This is a genomic window from Bacteroidia bacterium (assembly GCA_016218155.1).
Lineage (GTDB): Bacteria > Bacteroidota > Bacteroidia > Bacteroidales > GWA2-32-17 > GWA2-32-17.
On sequence record JACREQ010000076.1, the window covers coordinates 35981 to 49683 of the forward strand.

Annotated in this window: 10 protein-coding genes; 5 read left to right on the forward strand and 5 right to left on the reverse strand. The window is 31.6% G+C overall.

Annotation, left to right across the window (positions count from 1 at the left end; genetic code table 11):
• Position 1 precedes the first annotated feature (1 nt).
• Positions 2-1039, forward strand: a complete 1038-nt coding sequence (holA, locus tag HY951_14075; protein ID MBI5541189.1) for a DNA polymerase III subunit delta — start codon at positions 2-4, stop codon at positions 1037-1039.
• Here the strand turns inward: holA and HY951_14080 are convergent, their stop codons facing one another.
• The 3 genes from HY951_14080 to HY951_14090 all read right to left on the reverse strand — a co-directional run bounded on the left by HY951_14080 (position 1040) and on the right by HY951_14090 (position 4283).
• A complete protein-coding gene (locus tag HY951_14080; GenBank protein ID MBI5541190.1) occupies positions 1040-3415 on the reverse strand; it encodes a T9SS type A sorting domain-containing protein in 2376 nt (791 codons plus the stop codon).
• Positions 3416-3608: 193 nt separating this feature from the next.
• On the reverse strand, positions 3609-3956 hold the full coding sequence (locus tag HY951_14085; GenBank protein MBI5541191.1) for an RNA-binding protein: 348 nt from the start codon (positions 3954-3956) through the stop codon (positions 3609-3611).
• 96 nt (positions 3957-4052) lie between these two features.
• Positions 4053-4283 carry a hypothetical protein gene (locus HY951_14090; protein MBI5541192.1) on the reverse strand — a complete coding sequence of 77 codons (231 nt, stop codon included), beginning with the start codon at positions 4281-4283 and terminating at the stop codon, positions 4053-4055.
• A gap of 105 nt (positions 4284-4388) precedes the next feature.
• Between HY951_14090 and HY951_14095 the strand changes: the two genes are divergently transcribed.
• Entirely contained in the window at positions 4389-5321 is a 933-nt protein-coding gene (locus HY951_14095; protein MBI5541193.1) for a DUF58 domain-containing protein, read from the forward strand.
• On the opposite strand, the gene HY951_14100 is transcribed toward HY951_14095, so the two are convergent.
• On the reverse strand, positions 5313-6266 hold the full coding sequence (locus tag HY951_14100; GenBank protein ID MBI5541194.1) for a bifunctional riboflavin kinase/FAD synthetase: 954 nt from the start codon (positions 6264-6266) through the stop codon (positions 5313-5315). The genes HY951_14095 and HY951_14100 overlap by 9 nt on opposite strands.
• Before the next feature lie 227 nt (positions 6267-6493).
• Between HY951_14100 and HY951_14105 the strand changes: the two genes are divergently transcribed.
• From HY951_14105 to HY951_14115, 3 genes are read left to right on the forward strand one after another with little or no spacing between them, the layout of a single operon-like run.
• On the forward strand, positions 6494-7648 hold the full coding sequence (locus tag HY951_14105; protein ID MBI5541195.1) for an AhpC/TSA family protein: 1155 nt from the start codon (positions 6494-6496) through the stop codon (positions 7646-7648).
• 44 nt (positions 7649-7692) lie between these two features.
• The gene (locus HY951_14110; GenBank protein ID MBI5541196.1) at positions 7693-10644 is read left to right on the forward strand and encodes a M1 family metallopeptidase; all 2952 of its coding nucleotides are present in this window, start codon (positions 7693-7695) and stop codon (positions 10642-10644) included.
• The gene (locus HY951_14115; GenBank protein ID MBI5541197.1) at positions 10644-11396 is read left to right on the forward strand and encodes a UDP-2,3-diacylglucosamine diphosphatase; all 753 of its coding nucleotides are present in this window, start codon (positions 10644-10646) and stop codon (positions 11394-11396) included. Before HY951_14110 ends, HY951_14115 begins: the two co-directional genes overlap by 1 nt.
• Positions 11397-11635: 239 nt before the next feature.
• Here the strand turns inward: HY951_14115 and HY951_14120 are convergent, their stop codons facing one another.
• The gene (locus HY951_14120; GenBank protein MBI5541198.1) at positions 11636-13681 is read right to left on the reverse strand and encodes a T9SS type A sorting domain-containing protein; all 2046 of its coding nucleotides are present in this window, start codon (positions 13679-13681) and stop codon (positions 11636-11638) included.
• Positions 13682-13703: the final 22 nt, after the last annotated feature.

Here is a 13703-nt window from a genome sequence, read left to right on the forward strand (position 1 = left end):
TATGACTTACGAGCAAATAATAAAAGAACTTAACAACAAGATTTACAAACCTATTTATTATTTAATGGGCGACGAAGCCTATTATATTGATAAGGTTACCGATTATATTGCAAACAATGTACTTACTGAAGCCGAACGCTCATTTAACCAAACTGTACTTTACGGTAAGGACATTGATTTAGGAACTGTTATAACAACTTCCAAAAGATTTCCAATGATGGCAAATTATCAGGTTGTTATAATTAAGGAAGCTCAAAACATAAAAGGAATTGATGGAAGCGACGGACCAGGGAAAAGTAAAAAAATAAATCCGTTTTTATTATATGCCGAGAATCCACCAAAATCGACAATACTGGTAATTAATTTAAAATATAAGTCGCTTGAAAAAAACCGTAAACTTTATAAACTTCTTGAAAAAAACGGAGTAATATTAGATAGCAAAAAACTTTATGATAACAAATTACCTGAATGGATTTCGGGCTATGTTTCGCAAAAACAATTAAGAATAGATCCTACTGCATCTAATTTAATAGCAGAAAGTCTGGGAAGTGATTTATGTAAAATAGCCAATGAAATAGATAAACTTCTTATTGTATTACCTAAAGAAGTAAAAACAATCACTTCAGATTATGTTGAAAAATATATAGGAATAAGTAAAGAATATAACAATTTTGAATTACAGAAAGCTGTTGGATTTAAGGAAGTATTAAAGGCAAACAGAATTGTAAATCATTTCGGAAAAAACATAAATGATAATCCTATTCAAGTTACAATTAAAACGTTATTTGACTACTTTGTTAGGATTTTAATTTTTCACTCCACACCAAATAAATCACGAGAAGTTCTTGCACCTGCAATGGGGGTTAACCCATTTTTTATTGATGAATATTCAAAAGCTGCAAAACATTATTCTATACAAAAAGCAGTTCAAAACATAAGTATTATAAGACAATTTGATTTAAAATCTAAAGGTGTTGATTCTGGAAAAACAGAACCTGCAGAGCTTTTAAAAGAATTAGTTTTTAAGTTAATGCACTAATTATTCGACAACCATTCTACCTGTAATACTCTTCCCTTTTTTTGAACTAATCTGAACAAAGTAAAGTCCGGGATTATAATTTGAAATTGCCAGTTGTATTTCTTTCTCAGAATTAAATGAACTTTTCGAATTAATAATGTTTCCACGTACATCAATAACTTTTAATTCATCACCTGATTTAAAATCATACTTTATAGTACAGGTCTGGCTTGCAGGGTTAGGAATAATTCTAATCTCATTATTTGAATCCATATAAAGACTTCCTGTACTTTGATATAGCTGCCAGTTTCTCATTCCAAGTGTATATTCTCCAGGTTTAAGGCTATCTGTAAACATAAATCCGGAATTAATGTTACCAGTTCTGGTACTTTGAATAATTTTCCAGTCATCCCACGCTCCTCCACGATATAATAAAACCAACGAATCGGCTGCATTAGTCATTAATTGTATGTCAAGATATCCATTACCCGAGCTTGTTGTTTTGTTATAAAAAAACCTTCCACGCATTACAAAATTATGTGGAAAAATACCATCTATTTTCCAATATCTTTCTCTAGAAATAATAATTCCGGGAATAGGGTTTTTAAAATTGTCGGGTGCAACCCAATTATGCTCTGCACGAACAAAAGCGGAATCGGTAACAACTGACACAGTTCCGCCAAAATATGTTTGATCGAAATTAAATGTACCTATTGTTTTTATTGTTTGATATAAATCACTTGTTGCATCATCTGTTTTCTCATATAAATCCATAAAAGCACAAACAGGACTAAATGGAATGGTAAAAGTTGCAGAGCCAATACCACCCGAAATTTCAACAATTCTTGATGTTTTATTCCATAAGCTATCCATAAAAGTAACTTCTAATCTGTTTCCGTCAGAATAAGTTGTACGTCCTCTCAATTTTTCTCGGGAATAAACAGTAACATCATAGTTTAAAGCATTTGGTACAACAGAAAAAGAATCTACAGAAAAATGAGGAAATCCAGAACTAAAAACCCAGCTGTTAAAGAATCCACTCAAATCCATGCCAGACCTTGCACTTAAGTAGTTACTCATCTGTTGCGAATTTATATCTTTAAACTTAAAAGAGTCAAGCATTGCTTTTACGCAAACATAGAACAAACTATCACCCATATGCGACCTTAAAGACTGTACAACCAAACTACCTTTATCATAAGATGAGGATCCGTATGTAATACTATCCGGAACCTGGTTTAATGTTACGTAACCACCTTCTTCAATCTGGTTATATCTAAGTACTTTATTTAATTTCGCTCTTTTGTTAAGAAGAAAAGTATTTTTACCAAAGAACGCTTCTTCATAAACCATTTCAGAAAATGTTGCCCAGCCCTCATTTATCCACATATCCTGAGCTGTATTGCACGTTATTAAATTACCAAACCAGGAGTGTGCAAGCTCATGCGTATATAGTTCTTCATATGCATTATTGCCGGTTATACAGAAATTTGGATATGCAACAGAAGTTGCATGTTCCATTGCTCCTGAATTAAAATCAACTCCCACATAACCTATCCTTTCCCAACGATATGGTCCAAATTTATTTTCAAAAAGTGAAAGAATATTTCCAAGATTTAAAAAAGAATTAACTGCTTTTAAAGAATCTTGTTGTCTTACCCAAATCTGGATTGGAATTGCTCCAAGCATACCATTAAATGTATCAGGCAATAACACATAATCATCAACTGCAACAGATGCTAAATAAGTGGGTATTTCATTGGACAATTTCCAATGAAACTCGCTTTTACCTGTACATACACAATTAGTGTCTTTTCCTAACAATGTTCCATTACAAACTGCAACATGACCCGATGTAGCCTGAACTATAATTCTGAAATCATAAGTTGCCCTATCGGTAAAATTATCATTGCACGGGAACCAGCATCTTCCAAAATTATGTGGTATAGCTTCAAATCCTACCCCGAGATTATAAGCAGAATGTGATGTGAATTTAAAACCACCCCAATGACTTGCTCCAGGATCCTCCTGAGGATGTCCATAATAATAAACAACTACAGTTAAAGTATCTGAAACATTTGCTATCTGCGTAAGTGGTATTGAAAGTAATGTGTCATCATAATCCCAATAAATTTGCTTATTTCCATTAACCATTACTGAATCAATAAAAAATGATAACAAATCTAATTGAACTTTATGCAGATTATTATATTTTGGTTTTATTATTAGCTCAGTATGCCCACCAATATTCTGACTGGCAATATCTGAAATATCTAAATGAATATCATAATGTAATACATCTATTGAATCAGTATGATATGATTTTTGTGAAAACCCTGTTTTAGTAAAAACAACAAGAATTAAAACAGCTATTAAAAATGATATAAATAGTTTCATTGCCAAAAGTATTATTCTATACAAATTTACATAATTGTAAATGATTTGCTTTAGTTTATACTAATCTTTTAGTGTTAAATTAACAACCAATGAATTATTTTGACAGTTTATACGTTACAGTTTATAATAAACAAGAAAACCCCACCGTTTCCGGTGAGGTTAATTTATATTGAAAAATAAATTTTCTTAAAGATTAAAATCTACGGTTTCCACCTTCTCTGTTATAGCCACCGCCGCCTCTTTGGCCACCGCCGCCATTACCGCCTCTATAGTCACCTCTTGGTGGACGGCTGCCTTCTTTTTTCTCTTCAGCTTTATTTACAACAATTTTACGGCCACCGATTTCAGCTCCGTTTAATTCATTAATAGCTTTTTGAGCTGATTCGTCATCTGACATTTCAATAAACCCAAAACCTTTGCTTCTTCCTGAGAATTTGTCAGTAATAATCTTTACAGATGTTACTTCACCGTATTCTTCAAAAAATTCTTTTAATTCAGTTTCCTTTACGCTAAAGGGAAGACTTCCAACAAAAATGTTCATAATTACCTTGTTAATTTAAATGATTAAAAATTTTGTCAAAAATAGGTTATTTTTAATTAAAAAACGATTGTTAGTAAATATTTAATAAAAAAAGTTTTAATAAAGGTATTTTTTACTGTCAACCGTAACTTCTATTATATCAGAATATGATAAAATTTCAATACTGCCATTGGTTTCGTTATGAGCTACAAAACCATTTTCATTAAATGAGTTATAGCCATTTATGGGAATAAAATAAACAAATGACTTTGTTTTTAGAATAAATTGATGCTTTGAAATATTAAAAAGCTTCAAAAATTCCTTATATGTAAATTTATTTGCTCCCATTTTTGTTTTAATACTAATAACGTATTTAACGCTTTTTATTTTGTGAAGTTACTAATATAATTAATTCTTTTATTTCATTTTTGAGTTTTAAATTACCTTTGTAATATGCAAAATACTTTATTCCCATTAAAACTTGACCAGATTCACGAACTCGACAATCTGGAATTAGTTGCCGGAAGCGTAGTTGAAGGTTTTATTACTGGGCTACATAAAAGTCCGTTTCATGGTTTTTCAGTTGAGTTTGCCGAACATCGTATTTATAATACAGGTGAAAGCACACGACATATCGACTGGAAATTATATGGAAGAACAGATAAATTATTTGTGAAAAAATATGAAGAGGAAACAAATCTAAGAAGTTATATCGTTATCGATACTTCATCTTCAATGCTTTTCCCATATCAGGATAATAAAAAATTATCAAAGCTTACATTTTCAGTTGTTTCTGCAGCTGCCTTAATTCATCTTTTGCGCCGTCAAAGAGATGCAGTTGGTCTTACACTATTCAGTAATGAAATTGATTTGCAAACTCCTTCAAGATTATCATCAGTTCATGCCCGTCACCTGTTTAATGAACTTCAAAAGCTAATCAACCCGAATTTTACTGCATTAAAAAGAACTACATCGGCAGCAAAATCATTACATATTATTGCCGAAAACACACACAAACGTTCGTTAATAATACTATTTAGTGATATGATTTCTTCAGAGGATCCGGAAGAAATTTTTGCGGCATTACAACATTTAAGACACAAAAAGCATGACGTAATTTTATTTCATGTGACCGACAAAAAACTTGAGCAGGAATTTTCTTTTGGAAACAGACCTTTTCGTTTTATTGATATGGAAAGCGGAGCTGAACTAAAATTAAATCCCAATAATATCCGCGAAGAATACACTATTTCAATGCAAAAATTTTTAAGTCAGCTTAAATTAAAATGCGGACAATATCAAATAGATCTTGTAGAGGCAGATATTAATGAAAATTTTAGCGAAGTTTTACAGGCGTTTGTTATTAAAAGAAGCAAGCTATTTTAAACAATCAGGCATTTTGGGGGTTGACTTAAGCAAATTAATAGAATTCTCTTTATCAATATGTAACTGAGAAATCAATTCATCAATACTTTTATATTTAACCTCATCTCTTAATCGTTCAATAAAGTATATAGCTATAGGCATATTGTAAATCTCTTTTGAAAAATTAAAAAGATTAACTTCTACAGATCTTACATGAGGCTGATTTTCAAATGTTGGTCTGTATCCTATACTTAACATTCCCTGATAAAATTTTTCTTCTACTTTTGCATATACTGCATATACTCCGTCAGTTGGAAGTAATTTTTTATCGTCAGTTAATTTAATATTTGCAGTGGGAAATCCAATTTCTCTTCCAACCTTAAAACCTTCAACAACAGTTCCCGAAATAAAATAATCGTACCCAAGCATTTTATTTGCCTGATTAACATTTCCAACTTCAAGTGCAGTTCGAATCTTTGTAGAACTTACATTTAATCCATCCATATCCAATGCTGCAACTCTTTCAAGTTTAAAATTAAATTTTTCGGCCAATTCACCCAAAGTTTCAAATTTACCTGTACGCTCTTTTCCAAACTGATGATCGTAACCAACAACTAAAACTTTAACTTTTAACTTTTTGACAAGAATTTTTTCTACATATTCTTCCGAACTCAGTTTTGCAAAATCAAGTGTAAAAGGTTGGTAAAATACGTGTTCAATTCCAAGATTATTAAATAATTGTTTTTTTTCTTCAAATGTGTTTAACAGACTAAACTCGCCCTTTCCTAATACATGACGGGGATGAGGCCAGAAAGTTAAAACAGAAGGCGTTCCATTATATTTATTTGCAATACGAATTGTTTCAGCCAGAACTTTCTGATGTCCCAAATGTAATCCATCGAATGTACCTGTTGTTATAACCGGGTAAGTAAGATTTGTGCTAATATTATCTTCTATTTCTGTCAATCCACTTTTTTAAACAACAAAGATAATTTAATCTTTTATATTAGTTTTAAATAAACCCATAGCTTAAATTTTGCTTTTTAATAAGCATATACTTATTTCGATTAAAATGAACAAATTCGGATTAATTATTAAAAAATTTTAAAATATTAGTCTTTTTACGAAATTGCAATTGTAATTTATTAAATCAATTGAATATTAAATTAATTTTGTTTTTTTAAATCCTTTTTATGAGAACAACAATATTTTTTATAGGAATATTAATATTTCTTTACTCATGCAGTAGCAGTAATAGTGGTTACACAATAACAGGAAAAGTAACTGGTGGAAAAGGAAAAGTAATTTTTCTTTCTTCATCAAGTAAAACAGATTCTGTAAAAATAGAAGATGACAATAGCTTTAGTTTTGAAGGTAAAATCTCAGAAGCTGATTTTTTCAACTTGTATTTTAATAAATTAAATCCTATTTTATTATATATTGACTCAGTAGATAATATTACTATTGAAACAGATACAACAAATTTTGCAAATAATTATAAAGTAACAGGCTCAAAGACATCTGAACAAATTAAAGAACTTCAGGAAAACCTTAACGCTTCATTTTTAAAAATACAAAAATTTTACGATGAAAAAGTTGTTACAGCAGATAGTGCAAGTATGGATTCAATGAGAACGTTGTTTAATAATGAAAGTAATGCAATAATTGTAAATCACCGTCAATCTGTTTTTAATTTTATAAAAAACAACCCTTCATCATTCGCATGTTTGCCTGCCATTTACCAATCATTTGATAGCCGTAATCCTGTTTTTAGTTATGAAATGGATGCTCCGTATTTTCATTTAATTGATTCTGCTTTAATGGCAAAAAGTCCAAATTCAAAACATACAAAAGAATACCATAGTCAGATTGTTGAATTAAAGCAACAATTTGCACAACAACAAATGCAAAACAATAAAGCACAAGAAGGAATGGAAGCACCTGATTTTGAAGTTCCTTCACCTGAAGGAAACATGATAAAACTTTCATCATTCAGAGGGAACTATGTTTTGTTAGATTTCTGGGCTTCATGGTGCTCCCCATGTCGTCAGGAAAACCCAGCAGTATTGCAGGCATTTAATCAGTTTCAGAAAAAGGGATTCAGAGTTTTTCAGGTTTCGTTAGATAAAGATAAAAACGAATGGACTAAAGCAATTCAAAAAGATAATTTATGGCAGTGGAAACATGGAAGCGATTTACAATACTGGAATTGTGCTCCTGCAAAGCTTTATGGAGTTCAAAGCATTCCCTCTAATTTCTTAATTGATCCTAAAGGAAAAATTGTAGCAAAGAATTTACGTGGACAAGATTTAATTAATGCATTAACTGAAATTTACAAAAAGAAATAATTTCGTTTATTCGTATATAATCTCTGAAAAACATTAAACACTTTTTGACATTTTTATTTCTTCTGCCTCTTAGTCTGGCAGCACAAAACTATTTTCAACAACGTGTAGATTACAATATTTCAGTAAAACTTGACGATAAAAAAAATACGTTATCGGCTTTTGAAGAATTAATATATACTAATAATTCAAATGATACTCTTAGTTTTATTTACTTTCATTTATGGCCTAATGGATATAGCAATACCTCAACTCCAATGGCTTTGCAAATGCAAAGAAGTAATAACCTGAGTTTTTTTAATGCCCCCAACACGTCATATGGTTATATTGACAGCTTAGATTTTAAAATAGATAACAACGCCGCAAAATGGGAAAATTCAAAAGACACAACAGATATTTGTAAATTGTTATTAAATGAACCATTGTTACCCGGAAAGTCAATAACAATTACAACTCCTTTTTTTGTAAAAATACCGGGCGATGATTTTTCACGACTCGGGCATTATGGACAATCATACCAAATAACGCAATGGTATCCGAAGCCGGCAGTTTATGACATGTATGGATGGCATCATTTTTCATATTTAAATCAGGGAGAGTTTTATTCTGAATTCGGAAAATTTGATGTATCAATTACCTTACCCGAGAATTATTCTGTAGCAGCTACCGGGGTTTTACAAAATCCTGAAGAAATTCAAAGAATAGAAAATATAATTAACGAGACAACACAAATAACAACTTACAATAAAAACGATTTAAGATTTCCAGTATCTTCATCAAATTTTAAAACCATAAGATTTGTCCAAGATAGCATACATGATTTTGCATGGTTTGCCGATAAAAGGTTTCATATTCTTAAAGGTGAAGTAAAATTACCAAACAGTCAAAAAACCGTAACAACATACGTATATTTCACAAATATTGAAGGTAACCTGTGGAAAAATGCTATTAATTATGTAAATAATGGCGTTTATTATTACTCGAAATGGATTGGCAATTATCCATACACACAATGCACAGCCGTTGAATCTGCTCTTGGCGCAGGTGGAGGAATGGAATACCCAATGATTACAAATATAGGAAAATCAGGAAATGCCGAAGGATTAGAAAATGTAATTGTTCATGAAGTTGGTCATAATTGGTTTTATGGCATTTTAGGATCAAATGAAAGAGAACACCCATGGATGGATGAAGGAATAAATAGCTTTTATGAGCAACGATATACTTCCGAAATTAAAAATAACAAAGGGTATTATGGTGATATTGGTAAAGTTTCAAAACTTTTTGGAACATCAATTAAATCACCATTTGATGTTAATAGTTTAGCCTGTGATTATATTATGAGAAATGGCTCAGACCAAGCACTTGGACTACATTCTGAAAAATTTTTACCTGAAAATTATGGAATTGTTGCATACATGAAAGGAGCTAATGCAATGAATTATTTATATAATTCATTAGGAAAAGCATCGTTTGATAGTTGCATGATGTTATACTTCAACAAATGGCAGTTCAGGCATCCATATCCGGCTGACTTACAGCAAATATTTAATGAGAACAGTAATAAAGATATAAATTGGTTTTATACCGGAATATTAAATAATACATATCATTCAGATTACAAAATTCAAAAAATAAAAATATATAACAATAATTACAATATAATCATTAAAAATAAAGGAAAACTCAATTCCCCTGTTTATATTTCACTTTTAAAAGATAATCAAATTATTGGCACTTCTTTTCATAAAGGGTTTTTAAGTAAAAAAAGCTTCGAAATAGCTGAAAAAGATTTCGATAAAATAGTAATTGATCCGAACAATTTAATGTTTGAAATAAAACGTACAAATAATGCCATAAGAACAAAAGGTATATTTAAAAAAGCAGAACCACTTGAGTTACGTTTTTTAGGACTACTTGAAAATCCTGCTAAAACTCAATTATTTTACACCCCTGTTATTGGGTGGAATACAAGCGATGGATTAATGCCCGGATTACTATTTTATAACCCATTTGTAACAGAACGCAAAGTACAGTATAGGCTTATGCCAATGTATGGAATTAATTCAAACAAGTTAACAGGTATAGGCTATTCTGAATATAATTTTTATCCTGGAATTTTAAATCTCCAAAAAATTTCTGTTTTTGCAGAATACAATAAATTTGATACCGGAAAAGATGCAGAATTAACAACGTGGCAAAAAACAGAAGCGGGTATAAATATTTTATTTAAACGAAATCCTGCTTTCCCATTAAGACAATGGAAATCTGTAATTAAATCAACTTACGCAACAGATTTATATGCTGATTCTGTTTATAATCTTTTTATTAATGCCTCTCTCTGCTATCGCAGTTACTCTAAAGTAATGCCTGTTGACTTTAAATTTAATGTTGAAAGCGGTCCCTCCTTTTTAAAAGGGTGGGCAGACTGCTCATGGAGAATAAATTACAAAAACAGAAAAACTGGTTTTAGTGCAAGGTTTTTTGCAGGAACATTCTTTTATAACAACAGTAACATGGGAATGTATAATTTTCATGTTTCAGGAACACAAAACAAAAATGATTATTCTTATTCTGAAGTATTCCCTGACCGCTCTGGTATAACAACAATACATAACCCATGGTCACATCAGTTTATTAAAAACGAAGGTGGATTTGGAATATATACACCAATTCAATCAAATGCATGGATGACTTCTTTAAACCTTGAAGCTGCATTCCCAGTTCCTGTTCCAATTTCGTTATATTTTAACATTGCTACATATCAAAATGCAGCAAAAGCATGGAGTGGCTCTACTGCATTGCCATATGAAGTAGGAATTGAATTTAAAGTAATTCCTGATATATTTGTAATATATTTCCCGGTTAAAATGTCAACTGATGTGAAAAGCACTAACGAATTATATACAAATGGTTATACTGAAAAAATCAGATTTACGCTTAATTTTTCTAAATTAGTCCCGTTTAAATACAACACTTCATTACCAATAATGTTTTAATGACAAATAAAAAAACATATTTTTTATCAGATGCACACCTTGGTTTACCTAACCACGATAAGAGCCTTGTACGCGAAAAACTTCTGGTAAAATGGCTTGACGAAATTAAACATGATGCTGAAGAAATTTATCTGGTAGGCGATATTTTCGATTTCTGGTTTGAGCATAAAAGAGTAGTTCCTAAAGGGTTTACGCGTTTTCTTGGGAAACTCTCAGAGATTTGCGATAGTGGCATTCCTGTTCACTATTTTACAGGTAACCATGATTTATGGATATTTAATTATCTTGATAAAGAAACAGGTGTAATTTTACACAGAGAAAAATATATTCGCGAAATTAATGGTAAGCGTTTTTTAATTGCACATGGCGATGCACTTGGTCCGAACGATACCGGGTTTAAAATTTTAAAGAAAATCTTTTTAAATAAAATAGTTCAATGGTTCTTTAAACGACTGCACCCAAATTTTACCATGTGGATTGGAATTAACTGGTCACAGGGAAGCAGACATTATGATAAATCCGATAACCTTAAATTTCTTGGCGAACATAAAGAACGCTTAATTGCATATGCAAAAAGAAAACTGGAAAAAGAACATTTTGATTTCTTTGTATTCGGACACAGACATGTTCCATATGAATTTCAATTAAAAGAAAATTCAAAATTCGTTAATCTTGGTGACTGGATTTCTAATTTCAGTTATGCTGTTTTTGATGGCAAAGAACTGAATTTAAAGTATTACAAGAAAGATTAAATTTATTTTCTGTTTACACATTGTTTTTTGTCATTCAGAATGAAGTGTAACGAAATGAAGAATCTAGTGTAGGTATTACACACTAGATTCTTCGCTTCGCTCTGAATGACAATAGTGTGTTTTGTCATCCTGTCCGCCGCGGCGGAGAAGCATAGCGTCCGCCGCGGCGGACGCTATGAATGACAGGAAATAAAAAAGCCCCGCATTTGCAGGGCTTTCAGTTTATTATAACAAATTGTTTATTCAACAATCATTTTCTTTGTTATTTTTTCTGTACCTGCTGTTACTGTATAGAAATAAATTCCACTGTTTAAACTTGCAGTATTTAAATTAATGCTATGATTTCCTGCAGCTAAAATACCTTTATCTATTTTAGAGACTAATTGTCCCACCAAGTTGGTAATTTCTACAGTAACATTTGAAGTTTCAGTTAAAGTAACTTTTATACTCGTTGCTCCATTTGCAGGGTTTGGATAGTTTTGAGAAACTGAAAATTTATTACTTTCATTATTATTAATTCCTGTGCAACAAGTCCAACAACACTGACATAATACACCCATATTTGAAGGGAGATAAATTTCTGTGAATTCAGATTCATCAAATGTTGCATCAGTTATAAAATATTCAATTTGTGCTGCATCAGCATTAGAACCGGCATCGCCAGCCACATCAATATAAGTCATTGCAATTGAATATGTGCTCCCTTGTTTTTTAACAACATCAGCTGTATTCACATAAAAATATAAACCACCATCAAGTGGATCTACAAAATTCTTTGATAGCGTAGCCATATTTGTTTGTATATTCCACGCACGACTCTTTATATATGGAGAAATATTTTCTGCTCCGTATGATGGGTCAGTATCTGTCCATGTGTAAAAAATAACATTACCATCAGCACTTCGTGACACATTAATAAAATGCTCGTAACCTACATTTGGTGGTGGAGAGGTAGTAAAAGCGGCACCACTTGCATCTTCAACAACTGTAGAATAAATCTGGTCAATAAAACGAACATCCCAAAGTTGTGTTTGCCAATCATAAATAGCGTCAAATAAGAATTTTGGATGACTTGCATATGAATAACCTGTAGAATCTTCAACACCTACATAGTTTGAATAATAACCTTCGATAATAGCTGCCATATGTAAATTACCATTAGCATCAACAACACCTGGAAGTGTATTGTCATCTAAAGTAGATCCTGCATTAAAAAATGGTCTGTATTCTAAAGTACCGGCACCTGTTACTGAAGCCATAGTTGGCCATATTGAGTCAGTTAAATTAGTTAAATGATCCCAGCATGCAAAAGGTGTTATTGTTTGATATGTTAAACCACCATCAGTGGTTCTAGCTATTTGTGGAAGCTGTGCTCCCTGAAAATATTTCATAGTAGAATCTATTCCTACACAAAAGGCATAACCTATAAGACCATCGCTAGCCCATGCCTGATTCCATGCAAAATTTGCATCAACAGCACCACCGCTAAATATACGTGAACCCCATAATCTTGTAATTTGTGTTGGTGTTAACGACCAGTCAAAAGCATTAGTAGTTGAATTAAAAATACCATTTCTGACTTTAACATAAGGCAAATAGTTAGTTCCATCATCATCCTGAGAAAGTATATGAAGATTACCATTTCCACCCGATAAATTAATAGTTTCCAAACCTGTTTCTGGTGCAACAAGAGGGTGGTAAAAATTACTCAAAAGAGTTTTATCTAGTCTTTCTGAATGAAAATAAGTATCTGTCCAACTTGTACTACCTGTTACCGGGCCACAAATTACAGCAAAAGCATTATGAAAATCTGTATTACCTGCAGGGTTATAAATAACTCCGTTTGGATAACGACGTAAATGCGTTCCATCATTTACAAAAACTACAGAATCAGTATTTGCAGTAAATTGCCCTATACCGTCTACGGCAAACCAATCTGTTGAAAATTTGCAGCGTATATCGGCACCACTACCACCCCAAGCTCCACCTGCACGGTGAGTAAACATTACAGTATTAGTTGCAGGATCATAATCTAAACAGTTTGTCTTTGTAATTACAAAGCCAAAAAGGTTTACGGAAGTTCCAATCTTAACAGGATTAACAGATTTTTTCTTTGCTCCATTGGGTTTTAATAATAACGGAGTATAGGGCACATCCATCCCTACAACATTTTTAGAAATCTCTTTATTTTGAAAAACAACATTTTTGCGAACAGCAAATTTGTTTTGAGCATAAGTACCAACCATGATACCTATAGCAATAGATAATAGTAATAATTTTTTCATGTTATTTGTTTTTGGTTAATAT